We start from the raw sequence: 22,551 nt of genomic DNA on the forward strand, positions 1-22,551 counted from the left end.
CTGGACACGCCCGCGAGTGCGGCCGTCCGGTCACGCCGGGTGCCCGGCCGCGCCTCCCGTCGCCCGCCCTGCCGCTGATCGGCCGCGGTCACCCGGTCACCCGGTCGCCGACGCCGGGCACAGGCGGCGCGGCTTCGTGTCCTCGCGCAGTCGGGCGTCGACGCAGCCGCCGGGCAGCCCCTTGTGCGCTGTGCTGCCGAAGTTGGCGGTCACGGTAAGAGTGCCGTCGCCGAAGACCGTGCGCTGCACGGTGCGGTCACCGGTCAGCCACCGGAAGGATGTCATCCGCTCGGTGCCCGCGGCGCGGTGCAGAGGGGAGAAGTACTTCTGCAGCGCGGCGAGCTCGGGTCCGTTCCGCTTCAGCGTCGGCCCGTCGAGTACGTAGTTGAGCGGGGTGTTGTAGAGCATCGCGAGGAGCGCGCGGGTGGTCTTCTGCTCCGGCAGCTTGTCGTAGGACAGCTCCCAGCGTTCGGCGTTGACCAGGGAGTCGTGCAGCGCGGTCTCGTAGAGGGGGACGCGGTACTTCGGGTCGTACATCGCGGTGGCCAGGTCGGCGGGCAGCCGCACCGGCCTGAAGAAGATCTTGGGCGCGTTCTGCGGGTAGTAGCCGCCCCAGTTCTCCTTGTCGCGCTCCAGTTTCCACAGGCCGTCGGCCACCGGGGTGCCCGCTCCGTGGTCGAAGGCCAGCACCTTGTTGGCCCAGGGCTGGGCGGTCTCCGAGCCGAGGACGAGGTGCCGCGCCAGCCGCCGCATCCGGGCCAGCCGGCTCTTGCGGTCGCCCGCCTTGGTCATCTCGTGGCCGGGCGCGTGGTCGCGGAACAGCTCACCGGTCGCGTCGACGTCGAGGAAGTAGCTGTCCGCTCCGTTGGCGACCATGGAGCGGGTGCGGTCGGCGAGATAGTGCGTACGGGGTTCGGCCTTCTCGAAGGCGCGCGAGCTGAGATAGCAGCCCCGGCCGTGGAACCCGCTTTCCGCGCTGCCGTCCGCCTTTCGTATACAGAAGTCCGGGTAGACCCGGCCGGGCCAGGCCGATGTCGGGCTGTCGGCGGTCTTCGGGTCCTGCCCGTTGGCGAACGAGTCGTACGGCCCGACGAGATAGCCGGCCTTCTTGGCGGCGCGCACGGCCTCGGCGTTCATCGGGCCGGGGCCCGCGTCGTAGCCGAGCCACATGCGGTCCAGGCCCAGTTGCCGCATGCGGCGCACACCGGAGGCGGTGCGGGCCTCGCCCCAGACATAGGCGTGGAAGGCGCCGAGCAGCTTGCCGTTGGCCGGATTCTTCTCGATCTTCTCGCGCAGACTGCCGAGTTGGCCGTGCTCGGCGAGGTAGGAACGGTAGTCGCCGGCCGGCGCGACCGGATTGCCGTCGGTGAGGGCGAAGGTGACGTCGTAGTCCCGGGTGTCCTCGCCCGCGTCGAAGGCATGGGCGGCGGTGGTGCGCAGCCGGCCGCCGGTGGAGGTGAAGCGGAGCGAGGTGCCCAGGTCGGTGGGGGTGAGATAGCTGACGCCGTACCGGCTGCCGGACTCGCCGCCGGCGCCCGGACGCGGCGATCCGCCGGCAGCGTCCCGTCCGCCTGAGCTGCCCGGGGTTCCCGGCCCGCGCATGCTGTAGCCCCAGAGCGGCAGGGTCAGCTCGGCGCCCACGTCGACGGTGCTGCCCGCCAGGCCGCCCTTCGCCGAGTTCCAGAAGGCGTCCCGTACGGGGATGTCCAGGCCCTCGCCGCGCGGGAGCTGGACGGCGGAGGCGGCCGGGTCGGTGCCGGTGACGGGCCAGTTCACGGAGCCGTCGCGGTCCGACCGCAGTCCGATCCGCAGCCGGCCGTGCTCCGAACGGGCCGTCACCGTCAATCCCTTGGCGGGGTAGCGCCAGCGCGCCCCGTCGGCGGTGCGGGTCACGGGTCCCGGTGCGCCGAGTTCTCCGGTGGCGGGATCCGAAAGGACCAGCTTCTGTCCGTCGCCGGTCCGCGCGGTCACTCCGAGGGAAACGGTGTCGACGACGGCCGTGCCACCGGTGACCGGGAGTTCGAGCCGGCTGCCGTGCAGGGTGCCCGCCGAGGCGCTGTCGCATCCGGTGACGCACGCGGCGGTGGCGGTCAGGGCGAGGGAGGCGGCGAGCACCCGTGCGGCGCGGCGGCGCGCGGTGCGGGTGCGGGGACTCGCATGCGGGAGTTGTACGCGGGCGGGGGATACGGGGGATGAGGGGGCGCTGTCTCGGGCGGCCGTCGAGGCGGTGCCCGGGGCGGCGCCGGGCGCGGTGCCCGGGGCGGACTCGGGGAAGGCGTCGGACGGGGACTGGGATTCCATGGTGATGTGAATAGTCAGCGGGCTTAAGAACCTTCTAAGAACGGCCCCCGGGGAGGGAGTTGGCGGGCCCCGCGCTCGGCCCGCAAGCGCACTCCCTCCCCCCGTCTCCGCTTCTACGCGGTGTCCCTCTTCTACGCGGCGCCCACCGGAGCCTGTGCCAGCCGCCGGGCGGCCAGTTCCGCGTAGACCGCGGCGCCGTCGGCCAGCACCGCGTCGTCGAACTCGGCGAGCGGGGAGTGGTTGTTGGGGCTGCGCTCGGGGTCGGCGCCGGCCGGCGGGGCGCCCAGCGTCAGCATCGCGCCCGGCACCTCGGCCAGCACCCGGGAGAAGTCCTCCGAGCCGTGCAGCGGCTGCGGCAGCGTCGCGAAACGCTCCTCGCCCAGCGCCTCGCGCACCACGTCCGTCACGAAGCCCGCCTCGGCGTGGTCGTTGACCGTCACCGGGTACAGCTCGGCGAAGTCCGCGTCCACGCTCACCCCGAACGCCGCCGCGACGCCCCGGCAGACCTCCACTGTGCCGTCCTTGACCCGTGCCTGCGCCTCGTCCGAGAAACTGCGCACCGTCGCCTCGAAGACCGCGGTCTCCGGAATGACGTTCTGCTGCGTGCCCGCGTGGAAGGTGCCCACCGACAGGATCACCGGGTCGAAGACATCGAACGTGCGGGTGATCCACGTCTGCAGCGCCCCGACCATCGCGCAGGCGGCCTGGATCGGGTCCTTGGCGCGGTGCGGCATCGAGCCGTGCCCGCCCTCCCCGTGAACGGTCACCCGCAGCACATTGGACGCGGCCAGCGCCGGGCCGCCGCGGGTCCCGAACACGCCGCTCGGCAAGCCCGCGGACATCACATGGATCGCGTACGCCGCGTCCGGCCGCTGCCCGGACGCGTCGAGCAGGCCCTCCGCCAGCATGTGCCGCGCTCCGTCGAAGCCCTCCTCGCCGGGCTGGAACATGAACAGCACATCGCCGGCCAGCCGGTCGCGGTGCGCGCAGAGCAGTTTGGCGGCGCCGGAGAGCATCGTGGTGTGCAGGTCGTGTCCGCAGGCGTGCATCCGGCCGGTGTCGGCCGCGTAGTCGAGCCCGGTGCGCTCGGCGACCGGCAGGGCGTCCATGTCGCCGCGCAGCAGCACCGTCGGGCCCGGCTGCCCGCCGCGCAGCACCGCCGTCACCGAACTCAGCCCGTCGCCGGTCCGCACCTCCAGGGGCAGTCCGTCCAGCTCCGCCAGGACCGCCTCCTGGGTACGGGGCAGGTCGAGTCCGACCTCGGGGATGCGGTGCAGCGAGCGGCGCAGCCGTACGAGGTCGTCGGACAGGGCGCGGGCGTCGTCGCGCAGGTTCATGCGGGCTCCTTTGTGTGGGGGAAGGGGAAAGGGTGAGGGGGGTTGGGGAGCTGAGGACGCGGACCGGGGGCGGCCGGGGCGTCCGGCCGCCCGGCCCCGGTGGCGAACGGCCCGGTCAGACCGGGCCGTTCCGGCGGTCCGGAAGGCGGATCAGAAACGTTCCGAGGAAGGAGAGGGCCGCGGCCCCGGCCGCCCACCAGGGCACCAGGGCCAGATGCCCGGCCTTGCCGAGCGTCTGGGCCAGCAGCGGGAACGTACCGCCGAAGAGGCCGGTGGCGACGGTGAACGGCACGCCCATCGCGACCACCCGCACCGCCACCGGGAACAGCTGGGCGAAGAGCACGTTCGCCAGCCCGATGGGCGCCGCGATCAGCATCAGGTACACGAGGGTGACCGCCCACATCGGCAGCGCCCGGTGCGACAGTGCCGTCATCAGCGGCACCGTCGCCAGCGCCAGCAGCCCCACCCCGGCCCGCAGGGTGCGCAGCGCGCCCAGCCGGTCCGCGAGCCGCCCGACCCCGATCATCGCGGCGATCAGCGCGAGCAGCGGCAGCAGCATCGTGGCCGACGATTCGGTGTCCGACGCGACGCCCAACTGCGCGGCGTACTGCGGGAGATAGGTGGTGCCGAAGTAGTAGCCGATGGTCCCGCCGACCGAGATCAGGAACACCGCGGCGATGTTGCGGGCACTGGCGCGGTACAGCGCACGGCGTCCGGCGGACGTGCTGCCCGGCCCGCTCGCGGCCTGCTCGGTGAACTCTTCGCTCTCCTCGGCGCTGCGCCGGATCCACAGCGCGAGCAGCCCGAGAGCCGCCGCCAGCAGGAAGCCGATCCGCCAGCCGCCGCCGGTCACGCCGTCCCTGCCGAGGGTGGCCAGCAGCAGGGTCAGCACCCCGAAGGACAGGATGTTGCCGATGACGACACCGGAGTAGGAGATGGCGCTGTAGAGGAAGCGCAGGCCGCGCGGCGCGGTCTCGGTGACGTACGCGGCGGCGCTGGGGTTCTCGCCGCCCATCGACAGGCCCTGCACCAGCCGCAGCACCACCAGCAGGACCGGTGCGGCGGTGCCGATCGCCGCCGCGGTCGGCAGCACCGCGATCAGGACACTCGCCGCCGAGATGATCGCCATGCTCAGCGTCAGCCCGAAGCGCCGGCCGCGCGAGTCGCTGATCCGCCCCATGACGTACGAGCCGAAGGGCCGTACGACGAAGCCGACCGCGAAGCCGAGGTACGCGCCGATCAGCGCGGTCACCGGGTCGTCGCCGGGGAACAGCTGGGCGGCGAAGAACGGCGCCAGCACCGCGTAGATAGTCCAGTCGAAGGACTCGACGACACCGCCGACGGTGGCCGCGAGCAGTGCCTTCCGGCCCGCCGTACCGTTCCGCCCCGCCGCGCCCTGGACCGCGCCCGGGGACGGGGCGTCCTTGACCGTTCCTGTGCCTGTGCTCGCGCCGCGGGCGTCGTCCGCCGCGCTGTCGGAGACCGCTGAAGTCATCGCCAACCTCTTCCCGATGGGGCCCGGGGGAGTCCCCGGTTTTTTCCGGCGGTGCCTGGATGGGAGGCCATGCTGCTCAGCACCGCTATCGAGGAGAACGGAATAGGCTTGGAGTGCAGGAAACACTCAGCAGGACGGATGTCATGCAGGAAACCGGTGTCATCGGCGGCCTCGACGCGCAGCTGGTGCACGCCCTGCAGATCACGCCGCGCGCGTCCTGGCAGACCGTCGCGCCGGTCCTCGGCATCGATCCGGTCACCGCCGCCCGCCGCTGGAACCGGCTGGAGAGCGCTGGGCTCGCCTGGGTCACCGGCTATCCGGGGCGCCGTCTCATCGAGCGGATCTGCACCGCCTTCGTCGAGATCGACTGCCGTGCCGGCAGCGTCGAGGACGTCGCCGACACCCTCGTCGGACTGCCGCAGGTCGCCACCATCGAGCACATGGCGGGCGGCCGGGACCTGCTGACCACCGTCTTCGTGCCCGGCCTCGGCGCGCTGTCCGACCTGTTGCTGCGCCGGATCGCGGCGCTGCCCGGGGTCACCGCCACCCGCGCCTCCATCGGCACCCGCCTCTACGGCGAGGGCAGCCGCTGGCGCCTGCGCGCGCTGAGCACGGCGCAGAGCGAGCGGCTGCGCCTCAGCTCGCCGCCGCCGCGCAGCGGCTCCACGGGGCTCGACGGGCCCGACCGCGCGCTGCTGCCCGAACTGTCCCGCGACGGACGGGGGAGCGCGGTCGAGCTGGGCCGGGCGGTGGGGCTCAGCGCCCCCACGGTCCGCCGACGCGTCGGCAGGCTGATCGCCGACCACGATCTGGCGCTGCGCTGCGAGGTGGCGCGGGAGCTGACCGAATGGCCGGTGTCGGCGACGCTCTGGGCGGTCGTACCGGCGGACCGGCTGACGGAGGCCGTACGCGTTCTGCTCACGCTTCCCGAGGTGCGGCTGTGCGCGTCGGTGACCGGCCCGCACAACCTGTTGTTCACGGTGTGGCTGCACACCATCCAGGACGTGCAGCGGCTGGAGACCCAACTCGGCGAGCGGCTGCCGCATCTCCAGCTCAGGGACCGGGCGATCGTGCTGCGGCAGACCAAGCTGATGGGGCGGGTGCTGGACGCGCGGGGCCGGGCGGCGGGCGTTGTCCCGGTGGACCCCTGGGCGGGGTGACGGCACGGCGGGGGGAGCGTCCCGCCTGCCCCGGCGTCCCCGGCGGCCGTCCTTCGTCCCACCGCTGCCGGCCGGTCCTGATGTGGCGTGCCGCCCCCCGAGGCTCCCGTTTCGCGGCCCTGCCTTAACCCGCGATCAGCCGTCCCTCAAGGGCGCCTTAAGGAACGAGAATTCCCCGCTGACCTGCTGTTTCGGTGCCGCGCACGGCCGTAGCTTCGACCCGTGACCCTCCAGGCCGACACCTCCCACGCCCCCGCCGCGGAATCCCTCGCCGCCGACCCGTTCACCCCGCCCCCTGCCCGCGCCGACCCGCTCCCCACGCACCCGCTGTACTCGCGGATCAGCCCGCAGGCGGTGCCGCCCCGGCCGACGCGTGCGCCGCGCACCCCTCCGGTGCCGGCGCCCCCGCTGCGCACCTCGCCCGGTGCGCTGCGGGCGGGGCTGGCCGGCGGGGCGGTGTCGGTCGTCGGCCTCTGGCTGGTGCAGGCCGAGCCCTCGGTCCGCCTGGACGCGCTCTTCGCGACCCTGGCGCACCTCAGCGGCCTGCTCGCGGGCTACGGCGTCCTGGTCATGCTGCTGCTGATGGCCCGGGTGCCGGCCATCGAGCACGGCGTCGGCGCCGACCGGCTGGCGCGCCGGCACGCCCTCGGCGGCCGCTACGTCCTGACCTGCTGCTTCGCCCACGCCGCCCTCGCGCTGTGCGGTCACGCCGCGCACACCGGCACCGATCTGCTCAGCGCCGCCGTCGACCTGCTGGGCTACCCGGGCCTGGCCGCGGCCGCCGCCGGTACCGCGCTGCTGGTCTGCGTCGGCCTCTCCTCGGCGCGGGCGGTCCGCCGGCGGGTACGGCACGAGACCTGGCGCGCGGTCCACCTGCTGACCTACGCGGGCGCCGGGCTCGCCTTCGCCCACCAGCTCGCCGGCCCCGACCTGGCCGGCGGCCCGCTCGCGGCATGGCTGTGGACGATGCTGCACACCACCGTCGGCGTCCTGCTCGTCTGGTACCGCCTGGTGGTGCCGGTACGCCAGGCGCTGCGGCACAGCCTCCGGATCACCGAGGTCCGCACCGAGGGACCGGATGTGGTCTCGGTGGTGATGCAGGGCATCGGGCTGGACGCGCTGCGGGCCGAGCCGGGGCAGTTCTTCCGCTGGCGCTTCCTCGGGCGGCGCCTGTGGCGCACCGCGCTGCCCTTCTCGCTCTCCGCGCCGGTACGCGACGACACCCTGCGGATCACCGTCAAGGCGTGCGGTGACCACACCCGCCGGATACGCCGGCTGCGGCCCGGCGTACGGGTCCTGGCCACCGGGCCGTTCGGCGCGCTGACCGCGCACCGGCGCACCCGCCGCAAGGTGCTGCTGCTCGCGGGCGGCGTCGGTATCACGCCGCTGCGCGCCCTCTTCGAGACCCTGCCCGGCGAGCCCGGGGACCTCACGCTCCTCTACCGGGCGGGCAACGCCGCCCAGTTGGTGCTGCGGGACGAGCTGGAGGCCATCGCGGACTCCCGCGGCGCGGCGCTGCACTATCTCCTCGGGCCGTCCGACGGGCCGTTCGACCCACTTGCCCCGCGTGCCCTGCGCAACCTCGTGCCGGACCTGGACGAGCACGACGTCTATCTGTGCGGCCCACCCGGTATGCACACGGCCGCGGTGATCGCTCTGGAGCGCGCCGGCATCCCGGCGCGCCGTATTCACTCCGAGCAATTCGCCTTCTGAAGCGGCTCGTTGTCCCCGAGGGGGCCCCGTTCACCCGGCCCCGTCCACGCCCCGCCCCCACTCCCGCGAGGACCACCGTCCATGGCCAGACACCGCAAACCGCACGTCATCCCGGCGGCCACCCTCCAGGCACGCCGCCGGCTCGCGGCGTGCCTGGTGGGGGCGAGCGCGCTGACCGCCACTCTGCTGACCCTGACCGTCACCCCGGGCTCCCCACCCGCCCCCGACCGTGCCCCGGCGGCGCCCGCAGCCCCCGAACCGCAGGCCGCCCCGTAGCACGGGCACCCCCCGGCTGCCGCTACTGCACCCCCGCGTCGAGCCGCGCCAAGTCCTCCTCCGTGAGCGCGAGATGTGCCGCGTCCAGGTTCTCGTCCAGGTGGGCGGGCGCCCCCGTGCCCGGCGTCGGAAGCAGGACCGGGGAGCGGTGCAGCAGCCAGGCCAGGGCGATCTGGCCGGTGGTGGCGCCGTGCCGGGCGGCGACCGCCGCGAGTGCTTCGCCCGCGTCGCCGGTCAGCCTGCCGTTGCCCAGCGGGAACCAGGGCAGGAAGGCCGTGCCGCGCTTCTCGCACAGCTCCAGCAGGTCCTCCGCACCGCGGTCCAGCAGGTTGTAGCGGTTCTGTACGGACGCGATGGGCGCGATCTCCTGCGCCCGCGTCAGCTCCTCGACGCCGATGCTGTCCAGCCCGATGTGCCGGATCTTTCCGGCCTGTTGCAGTTCCGTCAGCGCGCCCAGCTGCTCGGCCATCGGGACCTCGGGGTCCAGCCGGTGCAGCTGGTAGAGGTCGATCGTCCCGACGCGCAACCGCCGCAGACTCGCCTCGCACATGGCGCGCAGCTGCTCGGGCCGCCCCGCGATGTGCCAGACGTCCGGGCCGGTACGGACCACCCCGCCCTTCGTCGCGATCACCAGCCCTTGCGGATACGGGTGCAACGCGCGCGCCACCAGCTCCTCGGCCACGTCGGGGCCGTAGTTGTCGGCGGTGTCGATCAGCGTGACGCCCCGTTCGACGGCCCGGCGCAGCAGCGCGACCGGCCGATCCGGATCGTCGTGCCGCGGCCCCCAGTACCCGGCGCCGACCAGCCCACCCGTTCCCAGGCCCAGCCGGCGGACCGGCAGGTCGCCGCCCAGCGGAAAAGTCATCTCGCCATCCATGAATGCGGAGCTTAGGGCGCGGGCGTCTTCGTAAGATCGGTCAGTGCCCCCTGACATAGACCTGTTCACGCTGACCCTGCTCTGCCTGGCCGCCCTCGCGGCCGGCTGGATCGATGCCGTGGTGGGCGGTGGTGGCCTGCTGCTGCTTCCCGCCCTCCTGGTCGGCCTCCCGCACACGCCCGCCGCCTATGTTCTGGGCACCAACAAGTCCACCGCGATCGTCGGCACCGCCGCGGCCGCCGTCACCTACGTACGCAAAGCCCCGATCGATGTGCGGACCGCGGTGCGCATCGGACTCGCGGCGGCCGCCGGATCCCTCGCCGGGGCGTTCTTCGCCGCCGGTCTCAACAGCGCGGTACTGCGCCCGCTGATCATGGCCGTGCTGCTCGCGGTGCTGGCCTTCGTCCTCTGCCGCCCCGCCTTCGGGACCGCCCCGGCGCCGTCCGGCCCGGTCGGCCGGCGCCGGATGGTGGCGGCGATCCTCGTCGCGGGCCTGGGAATCGGCTTCTACGACGGCCTCATCGGGCCCGGTACCGGCGCCTTTCTCATTATCGCGCTCGCCGCCATCCTGCACATGGACCTGGTCGCCTCCTCGGCCACCGCCAAGGTCGTCAACGTCTGCACCAACATCGGCGCGCTGACGATGTTCGCCGTCCAGGGCACCGTCCTGTGGCAACTCGGTGCGCTGCTGGCCCTGTTCAACCTCGTCGGCGGCATGGTCGGGGCCAGGATGGCCCTCAAGCGTGGCGCCGGATTCGTCCGGGGGGTGCTGGTGGTCGTGGTCGTCGCCCTGCTGTGCAAGCTGGCCTACGACCAGTGGCTGGCAGTCTGACGCCAACTCCTGCTATTTGTAGGCCAGTTGCCCTCAGGCTGCCTTTGGGCCAGCGCCCCACCGTCCACCCGAGCTTGGTGACGGCCGCCTTCGTCGTCTTCTTGAACGCGCTCACCGGTGCCTGCGTGAGGTCGCCCATCTCGGCCCAGTGCACCACCGTCACCCGCGCCCCGCTGCGGCCCACGGCGAAGAGGTGCACGCCCGGCTCGGAGTCCGGTACCGAGGTGTGCACCCCGTAGACATGCGCGCCGTCCCCCACGGCGACCGTGCCGTAGTCGTCCCAGGACGCGGTGCCGCCGGGGGTGTCCCGCAGCCAGTCGGCGGCGCAGCCGGCGATGGTGCCCTCCCAGGAGGCGGCGAGCCGTCGAGCCTGCTCCGCGCTCCCGGTCACGACGCTGACCTGTGCGGCGTGGGTGTCGTAGTCGGTGTGGAAGAAGCGGTGGTAGGTGCCTTCGCCGCCGGGCAGTGCGCCGCCGTCCAGGCAGAACGGCTCCGGATCCGGCAGCCCCGGGGTGACCGGGCCCGCGAACCAGGCCGAGGAGGCGTGCGGCGGCAGCTCGGCCGGCTTGAGGAACGGCGGCTGGACCCGAAGGGTGCGGAGGGCGGCGTCACCGCTGCCCGCCGTCCCGTGGGCGGCGGCCGGGGCGCCGACGGCGACCGTCAGTCCCGCGACGGCGGTGGCCGCCACCACCGCGCCGACGACCGTACGGCCGGGATATGTGCGCTTGGCCATGGCCAGATCCTCCCCCTGAGATGTGCACCCGCGGGAGGTGCACAAGGACGCTCCTGAGCGCGCTCCCGCCGACGTGCGAGAAGGCGTCGTCTCGGCAGGTCTGACCGCCGAACCCTGGAAAGGGTTGCGCGGGAGGCGGCGGTACGGGGGCAGCGGCAGGGGAGAGGTGAGGAACGAGGGCGGGCGCTCAGCCGCGGGCCGCGGCCTCCGTCCCGGCGCGCTCCTCTTCCGACACCTCGGTGACGGCCGTCAGCAGCACCGCCGAGTCCTCGATGGCCTTCAGCCCGTGCCGCTCGCGTGGGAGAGCCATGACCTGACCGGCGGTCAGCTCCTGCTCCTCGCGTGTCTCGGTCAGCCGGACCCGGCCGAACAGCACCTGGAGACTCGCCGACGGCGGCGTGTTGTGCTCGTCGAGCGCCGTGCCCGCGGTCAGCGCGATGACCGTCTGCCGCAGCGGACCGTCGTGCACGAAGAGGTAGGCGCTGCGTCCGTGCGGGTCGCTCCTGGCGCCGTCGAGCTGCCGGCGGGCGAGGGCGTTGAGGTCGTCCATGGTGCGGGCCTTTCGGGTGCGGACCGACGGCGGGAATCCCTCTTCCATCCTTGCCGGTGCGGGGGCGCGCGCAACCGGGGCGGCCGGATCCGGGCCGTCGCGGGCCACCCGCCATCCGAAGCCGTGGACCCGCGCGCCGCACGTCCACCGAGCACGGCGCGGGCGTCGGGGTGCTCACCCGCGGGGCGCGGTCCCGTCACCACGGAGATGATCACCGTCGACCGTACGATGCGATGATCCGACTGCCGTCTCCGTCCCCGTCCCCGAAGGTGCGCAATCGTGGCCGATCCGAGCGTCCTGAACGATCCGTCCGAACCGTCTGATCCGTCCGGGCTCGCCGAACCGGCCGAGTCGTCGGACGTACCCGGGCAGCCGATCCGCTTTCTGACCGTCATGACGACCATCGACAGCGAGCAGAAGGCCGAGCGGCTGGCGCGCGGCGCGATCGAGGGCGGGCTCGCGGCCTGCGCGCAGATCAGCGCACCGGTGACCTCGGTCTTCCGCTGGGAGAACGCCGTGGAGACCACGCAGGAGTGGCAGGTGCTGTTCAAGACGGCGGCCCCGCGCTACGAGGCACTTCAGGCGTACCTCCTCGCGGCGCACGACTACGACACACCGGAGATCATCGCGACCCCGGTCACCCGAGGCGGCGCGGAGTACCTGGCCTGGGTCGCGAAGGAGACGAGCTGACGTGCGGCACCGACCTGAGCGGCAGGAGCGCGCCGACGTGCGGACGCGCCCCGAGCCGAGCCGGCACTGGACGCGGGCGACGGCTGCGGTCTGCGGCGCGGCACTGTGTCTCGCCGCCGCCTCCGTGAGCCACGCGGCCGAGGGCGCCGCCGGCGCCAAGGACCCGACCGGCATCACGCACCCCGCCGACTTCGCCGCCTACGCCGACCGCGTGACCTCCCCGCACACGACCGCCACCGGCCCCGGCGCTTCCGGAGCGCCCTCCGGCCCGGGGGCACCCACCGCGGCCGCAGCCCCCACCACTCCCGCCACCTGGACCAGCCGTGACGCCGCGGCCTACTGGACCGAGGAACGGATGGCCGCCGCGCTCCCGCCCCCGGGCGAGACCGCACCCGCCGAACGCTCGTCTGCCTCCGCGTCCGCCTCCGCCTCCGCCTCCGCCTCCGCGTCCGCCTCCGCGTCCGATTCCGCCTCGGCGTCCGCCGGCCCGGCGGACGCCGCCGCCCCGGTCTCCGGCACGCACTTCGACGGTGTCCCCTCCGTCGGCGTGCTGTTCTCCGTCGACAAGGACGCACGGGCACACCACTGCACCGCCTCCGTGGTGCGCTCTCCGCGCCGCAACCTGATCCTCACCGCCGGGCATTGCGAAGCGGGCACGCGCGCCGCCTTCGTCCCCCGCTACCGGTCGGGCGCGGCCACCCAGCCGTACGGGGTCTGGGCGATCGGCAAGACCTACGTGCTGCCCGGACACGGCACCACCGGTGCGGCGGCCGATCTCGACTTCGCCTTCGCCACCGTCGCCCCCGACGCCCGGGGCCGCACCCTCGAAGAGGTCACCGGCGCCAACGTCCTGGCCCCCACGCCCGGTTACACCACCAAGGTCACCGTCATCGGGTACCCGAGCGCCCGCCATGACCCGCAGGACCGTGCCGTACGCTGCGACACCGTCACCACCCGGCTGGCCGGCACCCGCCAACTGCGGATGGAGTGCGGCGGCTTCTACGGCGGCACCTCGGGCGGCCCCTGGCTGACCCACTTCGACGAGCAGAGCGGGACCGGCACCGTCGTCGGTCTCATCGGCGGCCTCAACGGTGGGGGGCCCAGCGGCCCGGAGAGCGACCGGGTCTCCTACAGCCCGTATTTCGGGCCTGAGGTGTTCGCCCTCTACGCACGCGCGCTGCGGGAATGACGGCGCCCGGCCGGCATGCGCGTCCGGCTCAGGGGCTCTGGCGGAGGGGCCGGCGCAGCGCCTCCGCCAGTCCCTTCTCCTGCGGCCCGAGGAAGTGCGGATCGGGCCGCAGCAGCGCGTCCGCCGCGGCTTTCCCCGCCGCGAAGAGTTCCCGCACACCGCCGTACGCCCAGGTGACGTCGTGCCGAGCGGCCACCCCGACCCCGTACGACTCGACACCGGCCGCCTCGCACAGGGCCAGCGCGCGCCGGATGTGGAAGCCCTGGCTGACCAGCACCGCACGGTCCACCCCGAAGATCCGGTGCGCGCGGCTGCAGGAGTCCCAGGTGTCGAAGCCCGCGTAGTCACTGACGATCTTCGCGGCCGGGACGCCGTGGCGCAGCAGATACCCGCGCATCGCGTCCGGTTCGTCGTAGTCGTGCCGGCTGTTGTCGCCGGTGACGAGGATCGCGCGGACCGTGCCCCGGTCGTACAGTTCGGCGGCCGCGTCCAGCCGGTGGGCGAGATACGGCGACGGCTCGCCGTTCCACAGGCCGGCGCCGAAGACCACGGCCACCGGCGCGGACGGCACGTCGGCGACGCTGCGGACACGCGGCCCGGCCGTCGCGTTCATCCAGGTCGCGGGAGCCAGCGCGAGCACCGTCAGCAACACGGCCACCTGGTACGTGCGGCGCCATCCCCGCCGTGTCCGCGGCAACCGTGGGCGCCTCACCGGCCGCAGCCTTCGCATCCGTGCTCCTTCTCCCCGCCCGCGCCGCCCGCCACGGCCGGGGCCGTGCGGCGGCACTCGCGATCGTGTTCGATCCCGCAAGCTGCGACGCCCTCCGGCCTGGCATGGTTGCAGTGGGCCCCAAACCGGCGCCCGCGCGCGCCGCCGCACCGTCCCGGAGAGGATTCCGCAGCAATGACCACCCAGCCCGAGCGTCTGCCGTTCTTCGTCTACGGGACGCTGCGTCCCGGCGGGACCCACCACGCCTGGGCCCTGCGCGGCAGGACCGAGGCCGAGGAACCGGCCCGGATCGTCGGCGCGCTGCTCTACGAAGGCCCCGGATACCCGTACGCGGTCGCCGGCCCGGCCGACGCGGTGGTGCACGGCGCGCTCATCACGCCCCGCGACGCCGACTACGACGACGTGCTCACGACGCTGGACCGGCTGGAAGGCCACACCCCCGGCGCCTCCGGGAACCTCTACGAACGGGTGGTGGCCGAGGCCGTCGGCCCGGCCGGCGGGACCGTGCGTGCCTGGGTGTATCTGGCGGCCGAGCCGCTGGCAGCCCGGCTGCGGGCCACCGGCACGCCGATCGGGAGCGGCGACTGGCGGGCCACGGCGGCGGCCGAACGGACCGGTTGAGCACAGCGGCCGGGCGTCGCCGTCACCGCGGCCCGCCTGCCGGTTAACCTGGACGACTCCTCCCGCGCCGAGCGGCCTTCCGTTGGCGACGACCACTCCCGCGCCGAGGGCCCTTTCCGAACCGCAGAACAGGTGTGACCCGCGTGCCTTCCTCCCCGTCAGCCGCATCCGCTCCCCAGCCCCCGCTGCCCAAGGCGGAGCTGCATCTCCACATCGAGGGCACGCTGGAGCCGGAGCTGGCGTTCGCCCTCGCCGAGCGCAACGGCGTCACCCTGCCGTACGCCTCCGTGGACGAGCTGCGCCGCGCCTACTCCTTCGCCGACCTGCAGTCGTTCCTGAACCTCTACTACGCGCTGATGGCCGTCCTGCGCACCGAGGACGACTTCGCCGATCTCGCGGACGCCTACCTCGCGCGCGCCAAGGAGCAGGGCGTCCGGCACGCCGAGATCTTCTTCGACCCGCAGGCGCACACCGCGCGCGGAGTCCCGATCGGCACGGTCATCCGCGGCCTGGCCCGCGCCCTGGACGGCGCCGAGCAGAGGTACGGCATCAGCACCCGCCTGATCATGTGCTTCCTGCGTGACGAGAGCGCCGAATCGGCCCTGACGACGTTCGAGGCGGCCCGCCCGCATCTGGACCGCATCACGGCCGTGGGCCTGGACTCGGCGGAGGTCGGGCACCCGCCGTCGAAGTTCAAGGAGGTCTACGCACTGGCGCGGGAGGCCGGCTTGAAGTGTGTGGCGCACGCGGGTGAGGAGGGCCCCGCCGCGTACGTGTGGGAAGCCCTGGACGTGCTCGGCGTGGACCGGATCGACCACGGCGTGCGCGCGATGGAGGACGAGCGGCTGGTGGCCCGCCTGGTGGCCGATCAGATTCCGCTCACCGTCTGCCCGCTGTCGAACGTCCGGCTGAGGGTCATCGACGACCTCGCCGACCACCCGCTGCCCGCGATGCTGGACGCGGGACTGCTGGTGACCGTCAACTCCGACGACCCGGCCTACTTCGGCGGCTACGCGGACGACAACTTCACCGCCGTACGCGACGCCCTGGGCCTGGACGCGGAGACGCTGCGCACCCTCGCCCGCAACTCCTTCCGAGCTGCGTTCCTCGACGAGGCGACTCGTGCGAAGTACCTGAAGGAAGTGGACGCCCACCGGGCGTGAGGCGCGGCGCCGGGCGGGCCGGGGCGGGGATGCCTTTGCCCCGGCCCGCCCCTGCGCGGTCACTTCGTCAGCGCGGCGGCGACGAGGACGAGCACCAGGTCGGCCACCATGCACCACTTGCCCCGCGTGACCAGTTCACGGCGGTCGTTGCGCCACCCGAGGAACATCAGCGCCAGACCGCCGTTCGCGCCGAGGAAGTGGGGCACCGATATCCAGAAGCTGACCCCCAGGGCGAACGACGCGTAGAGCATGGCCCACGAGCTCAGCACGAAGACGGCCAGCAAGCCGTAGAGCTGGTTGCTGAGTTGACGCACGCGCCGCTCGTCCGGTGTCGGCGGGTCGAGGTCGGGGAACTCGGGATTCAGGTCCATACCGCGACGCTATCCCGGCCCCTCACGCCCCCTCAGGCACCTCCGCCCCCACCGACTCAACCGCCCCGCCCGCCCCGGCCGCTTCCAGGCGTACCGCGCACACCTTGAACTCCGGCATCCGGGACGTCGGGTCGAGCGCCGGGTTGGTGAGGTTGTTGGCCCGTCCTTCGCCCGGCCAGTGGAACGGCATGAAGACCGTGTCCGGCCGGATCGCGCCGCTCACCCGTGCGGGGGCGACCGCCCGGCCGCGCCGGGAGACCACCGCGACCGGTTCGCCGTCCGCGACCCCGAGGCGTTCGGCGAGCCGCGGATGCAGCTGGACGAACGGGCCGGGCTCGGCGGCGTTCAGCTCGGCGACCCGGCGGGTCTGCGCCCCGGACTGGTACTGGGCCAGCACCCGGCCCGTCGTCAGCACCACCGGATAGGCGTCGTCGGTCTCCTCGTCCGCCGGCCGGTACGTGACGGGGACGAACCGGGCCCGGCCGTCCGGCGTCGCGAAGCGGTCCAGGAACAGGCGGGGCGTGCCGGGGTGACCCGCGGGGGAGTCGTCCTCGGGCAGCTGCGGGCACGGCCAGAAAACGCCGTCCTCCTGCGCGATCCGCCGGTAGGTGATGCCGGAGTAGTCCGCGGGACCGCCCGCCGACGCCCGCCGCAGCTCGTCGAAGACCTCCTCGGGCCCGGTCGGGAAGCCCTTCTCCCAACCCAGCCGCGCCGCAAGACCGTTGAGCACCTCCAGGTCCGTGCGCACACCCGGCGGCGGGTCCAGCGCCCGGCGGCGCAGCAGGACCCGGCCCTCCAGGTTCGTCGTGGTCCCGGTCTCCTCCGCCCACTGGGCGACCGGCAGCACCACATCGGCGAGCGCGGCGGTCTCCGACAGCACCACATCCGCGACCGCCAGGAAGTTCAACGACCGGATGCGCTCCTCCACATGGGCGGCGCGCGGCGCCGAGACGACCGGGTTGGAGCCCATCAGCAGCAGTGCCCGGACGTCGCGGCCCAGCGCGTCCAGCAGCTCGTAGGCGCTGCGCCCGGGGCCCGGCAGCGCGTCCGGGTCGACGCCCCACACCTCCGCGACATGCCGGCGGGCCGCCGGATCGTCGAGCTTGCGGTAGCCGGGCAGCTGGTCGGCCTTCTGGCCGTGCTCGCGGCCGCCCTGGCCGTTGCCCTGCCCGGTCAGGCAGCCGTAGCCGGACAGCTCGCGGCCCGCCCGGCCGGTCGCCAGGCACAGGTTGATCCACGCCCCCACGGTGTCCGTGCCCTTGGCCTGCTGCTCGGGGCCGCGCGCCGTCAGCACCATCGAGGAGGCGGCGTCGCAGAACAGCTCCACCGCCTCGCGGAGCTGCGGCACCGGCACCCCCGTGATGCGTTCGACCATTTCCGGCCAGTGCGCCATCGCCGCCGACCGCGCTTCCTCCCAGCCGCTGGTGCGCGCCGCGATGAACTCCTCGTCGGTGCGGCCCTGCGCGACGACCAGGTGCAGCAGCCCGAGCGCCAGCGCCAGGTCGGTGCCGGGCCGCGGCGCGAGATGCAGATCCGCCTGCTCCGCGGTGCGGGTCCGGCGCGGGTCGACGACGATCAGCTTGCCGCCGTTCTCCCGCAGCTCGGTGAGGTAGCGCAGGGCGGGCGGCATGGTCTCGGCCAGGTTGGAGCCGACCAGGATGACGCAGCCGGTGCGGGCCACGTCCGCCAGCGGGAACGGCAGACCGCGGTCCAGTCCGAACGCCCTGCCGTGCGCCGCCGCCGCCGACGACATGCAGAAGCGGCCGTTGTAGTCGATCTGCGACGTGCCGAGCGCGACCCGGGCGAATTTGCCCAGGGTGTAGGCCTTCTCGTTGGTGAGCCCGCCACCGCCGAAGACACCCACCGCGTCCCGGCCGTATGCCGCACCGGTCTGCCGCAGGCCCGCGGCGACGCGGTCCAGCGCCGCGTCCCAGCCGGCCGGTTCCAGCGCCCCGGTATCGGCGTTCCGCACCAGCGGCGTGGTCAGCCGCGCTCCCGGCGTGAGCAGCTCGGCGGCGGTCCTGCCCTTGCCGCACAGGGCGCCGCGGTTCACCGGGAAACCGGGCCGCTCGACGACCTCGACGCCCGGCCCGTCGGCTGCCGGGGCCCCGTCCCGGGCCCCGGCAGCCGCCCCCGCACCGGGCCCGACGGACCGCAGGCCCATGCCGCATTGCAGGGCGCAGTAGGGGCAGTGGGTGTCGACCGTCGCGGCGTTCATGCGTGCCAGCGTGGTACGGGGGTGTTACACGCAGGAATCACGAGGGTTTCGGCCACGGGGCGGGTAGCTCCCAGCGGGCGGGCCGCCGGCGGAGGTCGGACGGCACACGGAATTCGTCGGCCGGAAACGGTCCCGCAACGCACCGCTGCCACGCTCTGGCCATGACGGCGTCGAGAGCGCACCAGCCCACCCAGGCCCCGATCGACCTCGCACCGAGCGACGACCTCGCACCGCGGACCGAACCGGCACCGAGCGAGCGCCGCGCAGCACACCGGGGCCGGGCCGTCCCGGACGACCGCCCGGCCCCCGACGACCATCACCACGATTTTGACCACCTCGACGGCGCCGTTCCCCTGGGCACGGCCGACCTCGCCACCGAGATCACGGCCCGGCTGAGCGACCAGCTCAGCAAGGTCCGGCTGCACGGCTACCGGCGCCCCGCAGGGCAGCGGCCCGACAGGCGGCAGGCCGCCGCCGTCCGGCACCCCGCCCTGGAGCACCGTATGACCACCGCCCCGCGCCCGCACCCCGCTCCGACGCTGGTCGCCGTCGCCCACGGCAGCCGGGACCCGCGGGCCGTAGGCACCATCCGCGCCCTGCTGGAGCGGGTCCGTGCGCTCCGCCCCGGCCTGCCCGTGCGCCTGGGCCACATCGAGCTGAGCAGGCCGCTGCTCGCCGACACCCTCGCCGAACTGCGCGGCGAGGCCGTCCTCGTACCGCTGCTCTTCGGCCGGGGGTACCACGTCACGCACGACCTGCCCGCCGCGTTGGCGGACGCGCCCCACCTCGGCGGCCGGATCGCCGCGCCCCTGGGTCCGCACCCGCTCCTGGTCGAGGCGCTGCACGGCCGGCTGGTGGAGGCCGGGTTCGCCCACGAGACCGGCGGCGGTCCCGGTGACCCGGCTGATCTGCATGCCCTGCGTGCCCCGGATGCCCGCGACGCGCTCGACGCCGTCGAGGGCATCGGCTGCGAGGTGGTGGCAGCCGGTCCCCGCGCCGGGAACCCGCGGCCGCGGAATCGTTCGGGCATCGGCCGCACCGCCGTGGTCCTGGCCTCCGCCGGCTCCCGGGCGCCGCGGTCCGCCGAGGACACCGCCCGCATCGCGCAGCTGCTCTCGGCCCGCCTCGGCGGCGTCCCGGTGCTGCCCGCGTACGCCTCCGCCGCCACCCCCACCGTCGCCGACGCCGTGCGGGTGCTGACCGCCCGCGGCCACGACCGGATCGCCGTCGCCGCCTGCTTCACCGCCCCCGGACGCTTCGCCACCCAGTGCGCCGCCGACGCCCCCAACCTCGCCGCCGCACCCCTCGGCGACCACCCGGCCCTGGCCCGTCTCGTACTGCACCGCTACGACCAGGCGCTCTTTGCGCGTACCGCATCCGACCCGGAAGGCGCCAGGGCGGCTACCGTCGCTGTATGACGGGTACACCACCGACCACCGGCAGGGACACAGGCGACCACGGCCCCGGCCACGCCTTCGGCCAGAGTTCCGAGGAACCCGCACGCGTCCCGGCCACCCCGGACACGCCCGGCTACACCGCGGCCGACGCCGAACGCTGGGTCTCCGAACCGGACAAGCGCCCCGGGCGCACCGCCTTCCAGCGCGACCGCGCCCGGGTCCTGCACTCCGCCGCGCTGCGCCGCCTCGCGGGCAAGACCCAGGTCGTCACCCCCGGTTCGCAGACCCATCTCTGGGACGCCAGCCCCCGCACCCGCCTGACGCACTCCCTGGAGTGCGCGCAGGTCGGACGGGAACTGGGCGCCGCGCTCGGCTGCGACCCGGACCTGGTCGAGACCGCCTGCCTGGCCCACGACCTCGGCCACCCGCCCTTCGGGCACAACGGCGAGCAGACACTCAACGAAGTGGCCCTGCCCTGCGGCGGGTTCGAGGGCAACGCCCAGTCACTGCGGCTGCTGGCACGGCTGGAGCCCAAGCGGTTCATCCCCGCACCGGACGGCTCGACGGTCAGCGTCGGCCTCAACCTCACCCGCGCCGCCCTCGACGCGGCCACCAAGTACCCCTGGCCACGCGGCGGGCACCCCAGCGACCCCAGCTCCCCGAAGTTCGGCGTCTACGACGACGACCTGCCGGTCTTCGCGTGGTTCCGGCAGGGCGCGCCCACCGCCGTGCGGAGCTTCGAGGCGCAGGTCATGGACTGGTCCGACGACGTGGCGTATTCGGTGCACGACGTCGAGGACGGACTGCACGCCGGACACCTCGACCCCAACCTCCTGCTCGCCGACGCCGAACGGGCCGAGATCTTCGCCGTCGCCGGTGAACGCTACGCACCCGGCGCCGAACCCGAGCAGCTGGCCGAGGCCCTGGACCGCCTTCTGGAGCAGGAGTGGTGGCCGCACGGCTACGACGGCTCTGCGCTCGCGCAGGCCCGCCTCAAGGACGCCACCAGCCAGCTGATCGGCCGCTTCTGCCAGGCCGCGGAGACCGCGACGCGGGCCGCGTGGGGTCACCTCCCGGGCCGTCCCGGCTCCGGGGGCGGCGGCGGCCCGCTCACGCGGTACGCGGCGGAGCTGGTGGTTCCGGCCGAAACACGTCTGGAATGCGCCGTCTTGAAAGCCGTCGCCGACCGCTACGTCATGCAGCGGCCCGACCAGGAAGCGCTGCGCGCCGACCAGCGCGTGGTGATCGCCGAACTGGCCGAGGCGCTGCTGGCCCGCGCCCCCGACGGCCTTGACCCGCAGTTCCGTTCGCTGTTCGAAGCGGCCGAGGACGACACCGCCCGGATGCGTGCCGTCATCGATCAGATCGCCGCCCTGACGGACGCCTCGGCGCGCTCTCTGCACGCCCGTCTCACCCGTCCCCCCGGTCACGTGCGAGGCAACCGAGGGTGACCCTGGAGGGGTAGCCCCCCTTCCCCCCTCACGCTCCGTGCGGGACGCTCGAACTCGACGGTATCGAACGGAGCATCACCCAACGACACCGACGGGGGGGCATGATCGACGGGGGCACGACCCGGGCGTTCACGGACGCGGAAGCGTACGTACGGCACCGCAACGAGGAGGAAGCAAGTGGTCGACGCACACCAGACGTTCGTCATCGTCGGAGGTGGACTGGCCGGCGCCAAGGCCGCCGAGACCCTCCGCTCGGAGGGATTCACCGGCCGGGTGATCCTCATCTGTGACGAGCGCGACCACCCGTACGAGCGCCCACCGCTCTCCAAGGGGTACCTGCTCGGCAAGGACGAGCGCGACAGCGTCTTCGTCCACGAACCCGCCTGGTACGCCAAGGCCCACATCGAACTGCACCTCGGCCAGCCCGCCGTCCACCTCGATCCGGAAGCGAAGACCGTACGCCTCGGCGACGGCACCCTGATCGCCTACGACAAGCTGCTGCTGGCCACCGGCGCCGAGCCGCGCCGCCTGGACATCCCCGGCACCGGCCTGGCCGGCGTCCACCACCTGCGCCGCCTCGCGCACGCCGAACGGCTGCGCGGCGTGCTGGCCTCGCTCGGCCGCGACAACGGCCACCTCGTCATCGCCGGCGCCGGCTGGATCGGCCTGGAGGTCGCCGCCGCGGCCCGCTCCTACGGCGCCGAGGTGACCGTCGTCGAGCCCGCCGCGACACCGCTCCACCACGTCCTGGGCCCCGAACTGGGCGGCCTGTTCACCGACTTGCACGGCGAACACGGCGTCCGCTTCCACTTCGGCGCCCGCTTCACCGAGATCGTCGGACAGGACGGCATGGTGCTCGCGGTGCGCACCGACGACGGCGAGGAGCACCTCGCCCACGACGTGCTCGCCGCGATCGGCGCCGCCCCGCGCACCGCTCTCGCCGCCCAGGCCGGCCTGGCGCTCGCCGACCCGGCCGCCGGGGGAGGCGTGGCGGTGGACGCCGCGCTGCGCACCTCCGACCCGTACATCTACGCCGCCGGCGACGTCGCGGCCGCCGACCACCCGCTGCTGGACACCCGGGTGCGCGTCGAACACTGGGCCAACGCCCTCAACGGCGGGCCCGCCGCCGCGCGCGCCATGCTCGGCCAGGAAGTCAGCTACGACCGCATCCCCTACTTCTTCTCCGACCAGTACGACGTCGGCCTGGAGTACTCCGGCTACGCCCCGCCCGGCTCCTACGACCAGGTCGTCTGCCGGGGTGACGTCGGCAAGCGGGAGTTCATCGCCTTCTGGCTCGCCGAAGGCCGGCTGCTCGCAGGCATGAACGTCAACGTCTGGGACGTCGCCGGGCCCATCCAGCAACTCATCCGTTCCGGGCAGCCGTTGGACGCCGACGCCCTGGCCGATCCGCAGGTTCCGCTGGATTCGCTGCTCCCGTAGCGTGGCG

20 protein-coding genes are annotated in these 22,551 nt (G+C 73.8%); 11 read left to right on the plus strand and 9 right to left on the minus strand.

Annotated features, from left to right (window positions below; genetic code table 11):
- Positions 1–96 precede the first annotated feature (96 nt).
- The 3 genes from ACH4FH_RS22910 to ACH4FH_RS22920 all read right to left on the minus strand — a co-directional run bounded on the left by ACH4FH_RS22910 (position 97) and on the right by ACH4FH_RS22920 (position 5,133).
- Entirely contained in the window at positions 97–2,301 is a 2,205-nt protein-coding gene (locus ACH4FH_RS22910; protein ID WP_398557728.1) for a glycoside hydrolase, read from the minus strand.
- Positions 2,302–2,432: 131 nt separating this feature from the next.
- The gene (locus tag ACH4FH_RS22915) at positions 2,433–3,638 is read right to left on the minus strand and encodes a M20 family metallopeptidase (RefSeq protein ID WP_398557729.1); all 1,206 of its coding nucleotides are present in this window, start codon (positions 3,636–3,638) and stop codon (positions 2,433–2,435) included.
- 115 nt (positions 3,639–3,753) lie between these two features.
- Positions 3,754–5,133, minus strand: coding sequence for an MFS transporter (locus tag ACH4FH_RS22920; protein ID WP_398557730.1), 1,380 nt, complete (start codon positions 5,131–5,133; stop codon positions 3,754–3,756).
- A gap of 143 nt (positions 5,134–5,276) precedes the next feature.
- Between ACH4FH_RS22920 and ACH4FH_RS22925 the strand changes: the two genes are divergently transcribed.
- The 3 genes from ACH4FH_RS22925 (at position 5,277) to ACH4FH_RS22935 (ending at position 8,282) form a co-directional block, all read left to right on the plus strand.
- Positions 5,277–6,293: an Lrp/AsnC family transcriptional regulator gene (locus ACH4FH_RS22925; protein WP_398557731.1), complete on the plus strand. Its 1,017-nt coding sequence runs from the start codon at positions 5,277–5,279 to the stop codon at positions 6,291–6,293.
- 393 nt (positions 6,294–6,686) lie between these two features.
- Positions 6,687–8,006, plus strand: coding sequence for a ferric reductase-like transmembrane domain-containing protein (locus ACH4FH_RS22930; protein ID WP_398557852.1), 1,320 nt, complete (start codon positions 6,687–6,689; stop codon positions 8,004–8,006).
- An 81-nt stretch (positions 8,007–8,087) separates the two neighbouring features.
- Positions 8,088–8,282, plus strand: a complete 195-nt coding sequence (locus ACH4FH_RS22935) for a hypothetical protein (RefSeq protein WP_398557732.1) — start codon at positions 8,088–8,090, stop codon at positions 8,280–8,282.
- Positions 8,283–8,304: 22 nt separating this feature from the next.
- On the opposite strand, the gene ACH4FH_RS22940 is transcribed toward ACH4FH_RS22935, so the two are convergent.
- A complete protein-coding gene (locus ACH4FH_RS22940; RefSeq protein WP_398557733.1) occupies positions 8,305–9,147 on the minus strand; it encodes an aldo/keto reductase in 843 nt (280 codons plus the stop codon).
- A 55-nt stretch (positions 9,148–9,202) separates the two neighbouring features.
- Between ACH4FH_RS22940 and ACH4FH_RS22945 the strand changes: the two genes are divergently transcribed.
- Positions 9,203–9,991: a sulfite exporter TauE/SafE family protein gene (locus tag ACH4FH_RS22945; protein ID WP_398557734.1), complete on the plus strand. Its 789-nt coding sequence runs from the start codon at positions 9,203–9,205 to the stop codon at positions 9,989–9,991.
- Here ACH4FH_RS22945 and ACH4FH_RS22950 read toward each other — a convergent pair.
- Together ACH4FH_RS22950 and ACH4FH_RS22955 are read right to left on the minus strand one after the other, a co-directional pair.
- Positions 9,897–10,724, minus strand: coding sequence for a hypothetical protein (locus ACH4FH_RS22950; RefSeq protein WP_398557735.1), 828 nt, complete (start codon positions 10,722–10,724; stop codon positions 9,897–9,899). The two genes, ACH4FH_RS22945 and ACH4FH_RS22950, sit on opposite strands and share 95 nt — an antisense overlap.
- Positions 10,725–10,911: 187 nt before the next feature.
- Positions 10,912–11,274, minus strand: a complete 363-nt coding sequence (locus tag ACH4FH_RS22955; protein WP_398557736.1) for a cupin — start codon at positions 11,272–11,274, stop codon at positions 10,912–10,914.
- Between the two features lie 279 nt (positions 11,275–11,553).
- Here ACH4FH_RS22955 and cutA point away from each other — a divergent pair, with 279 nt between their 5' ends.
- Both cutA and ACH4FH_RS22965 read left to right on the plus strand, forming a co-directional pair.
- Positions 11,554–11,964, plus strand: a complete 411-nt coding sequence (gene cutA, locus ACH4FH_RS22960) for a divalent-cation tolerance protein CutA (RefSeq protein WP_398557737.1) — start codon at positions 11,554–11,556, stop codon at positions 11,962–11,964.
- Position 11,965: 1 nt separating this feature from the next.
- On the plus strand, positions 11,966–13,153 hold the full coding sequence (locus ACH4FH_RS22965; protein WP_398557738.1) for a trypsin-like serine peptidase: 1,188 nt from the start codon (positions 11,966–11,968) through the stop codon (positions 13,151–13,153).
- Between the two features lie 28 nt (positions 13,154–13,181).
- Here ACH4FH_RS22965 and ACH4FH_RS22970 read toward each other — a convergent pair whose 3' ends face one another.
- On the minus strand, positions 13,182–13,883 hold the full coding sequence (locus tag ACH4FH_RS22970) for a vancomycin high temperature exclusion protein (RefSeq protein ID WP_398557739.1): 702 nt from the start codon (positions 13,881–13,883) through the stop codon (positions 13,182–13,184).
- 174 nt (positions 13,884–14,057) lie between these two features.
- Here ACH4FH_RS22970 and ACH4FH_RS22975 point away from each other — a divergent pair, with 174 nt between their 5' ends.
- Complete coding sequence (locus ACH4FH_RS22975; RefSeq protein WP_398557740.1) at positions 14,058–14,504, plus strand: gamma-glutamylcyclotransferase family protein; 447 nt, start codon at positions 14,058–14,060, stop codon at positions 14,502–14,504.
- A gap of 134 nt (positions 14,505–14,638) precedes the next feature.
- Complete coding sequence (locus ACH4FH_RS22980; protein ID WP_398557741.1) at positions 14,639–15,667, plus strand: adenosine deaminase; 1,029 nt, start codon at positions 14,639–14,641, stop codon at positions 15,665–15,667.
- Positions 15,668–15,726: 59 nt separating this feature from the next.
- On the opposite strand, the gene ACH4FH_RS22985 is transcribed toward ACH4FH_RS22980, so the two are convergent.
- Both ACH4FH_RS22985 and ACH4FH_RS22990 read right to left on the minus strand, forming a co-directional pair.
- Complete coding sequence (locus ACH4FH_RS22985; RefSeq protein WP_398557742.1) at positions 15,727–16,038, minus strand: hypothetical protein; 312 nt, start codon at positions 16,036–16,038, stop codon at positions 15,727–15,729.
- Between the two features lie 22 nt (positions 16,039–16,060).
- Positions 16,061–18,256 (minus strand): molybdopterin oxidoreductase family protein, encoded by a 2,196-nt coding sequence (locus tag ACH4FH_RS22990; protein WP_398557743.1) that lies wholly within the window; start codon positions 18,254–18,256, stop codon positions 16,061–16,063.
- Between the two features lie 503 nt (positions 18,257–18,759).
- Between ACH4FH_RS22990 and ACH4FH_RS22995 the strand changes: the two genes are divergently transcribed.
- The 3 genes from ACH4FH_RS22995 to ACH4FH_RS23005 all read left to right on the plus strand — a co-directional run bounded on the left by ACH4FH_RS22995 (position 18,760) and on the right by ACH4FH_RS23005 (position 22,544).
- Positions 18,760–19,674 (plus strand): sirohydrochlorin chelatase, encoded by a 915-nt coding sequence (locus ACH4FH_RS22995; protein ID WP_398557853.1) that lies wholly within the window; start codon positions 18,760–18,762, stop codon positions 19,672–19,674.
- Positions 19,671–21,104, plus strand: coding sequence for a deoxyguanosinetriphosphate triphosphohydrolase (locus tag ACH4FH_RS23000; RefSeq protein ID WP_398557744.1), 1,434 nt, complete (start codon positions 19,671–19,673; stop codon positions 21,102–21,104). Before ACH4FH_RS22995 ends, ACH4FH_RS23000 begins: the two co-directional genes overlap by 4 nt.
- Positions 21,105–21,281: 177 nt before the next feature.
- Positions 21,282–22,544, plus strand: coding sequence for an NAD(P)/FAD-dependent oxidoreductase (locus tag ACH4FH_RS23005; RefSeq protein WP_398557745.1), 1,263 nt, complete (start codon positions 21,282–21,284; stop codon positions 22,542–22,544).
- The last annotated feature ends 7 nt before the right edge of the window (positions 22,545–22,551 follow it).

Origin of the sequence: Streptomyces sp. NPDC017993, from assembly GCF_044328065.1 — a bacterium.
GTDB lineage: Bacteria > Actinomycetota > Actinomycetes > Streptomycetales > Streptomycetaceae > Streptomyces.

Coding starts and splice junctions, on each gene's coding strand:
- ACH4FH_RS22910 (WP_398557728.1), bottom strand. CDS start 2,301: ATGGAATCCCAGTCCCCGTCCGACGCCTTCCCCGAGTCCGCCCCGGGC.
- ACH4FH_RS22915 (WP_398557729.1), bottom strand. CDS start 3,638: ATGAACCTGCGCGACGACGCCCGCGCCCTGTCCGACGACCTCGTACGG.
- ACH4FH_RS22920 (WP_398557730.1), bottom strand. CDS start 5,133: ATGACTTCAGCGGTCTCCGACAGCGCGGCGGACGACGCCCGCGGCGCG.
- ACH4FH_RS22925 (WP_398557731.1), top strand. CDS start 5,277: ATGCAGGAAACCGGTGTCATCGGCGGCCTCGACGCGCAGCTGGTGCAC.
- ACH4FH_RS22935 (WP_398557732.1), top strand. CDS start 8,088: ATGGCCAGACACCGCAAACCGCACGTCATCCCGGCGGCCACCCTCCAG.
- ACH4FH_RS22940 (WP_398557733.1), bottom strand. CDS start 9,147: ATGACTTTTCCGCTGGGCGGCGACCTGCCGGTCCGCCGGCTGGGCCTG.
- ACH4FH_RS22950 (WP_398557735.1), bottom strand. CDS start 10,724: ATGGCCAAGCGCACATATCCCGGCCGTACGGTCGTCGGCGCGGTGGTG.
- ACH4FH_RS22955 (WP_398557736.1), bottom strand. CDS start 11,274: ATGGACGACCTCAACGCCCTCGCCCGCCGGCAGCTCGACGGCGCCAGG.
- ACH4FH_RS22970 (WP_398557739.1), bottom strand. CDS start 13,883: ATGCGAAGGCTGCGGCCGGTGAGGCGCCCACGGTTGCCGCGGACACGG.
- ACH4FH_RS22975 (WP_398557740.1), top strand. CDS start 14,058: ATGACCACCCAGCCCGAGCGTCTGCCGTTCTTCGTCTACGGGACGCTG.
- ACH4FH_RS22985 (WP_398557742.1), bottom strand. CDS start 16,038: ATGGACCTGAATCCCGAGTTCCCCGACCTCGACCCGCCGACACCGGAC.
- ACH4FH_RS22990 (WP_398557743.1), bottom strand. CDS start 18,256: ATGAACGCCGCGACGGTCGACACCCACTGCCCCTACTGCGCCCTGCAA.
- ACH4FH_RS22995 (WP_398557853.1), top strand. CDS start 18,760: ATGACCACCGCCCCGCGCCCGCACCCCGCTCCGACGCTGGTCGCCGTC.
- ACH4FH_RS23000 (WP_398557744.1), top strand. CDS start 19,671: ATGACGGGTACACCACCGACCACCGGCAGGGACACAGGCGACCACGGC.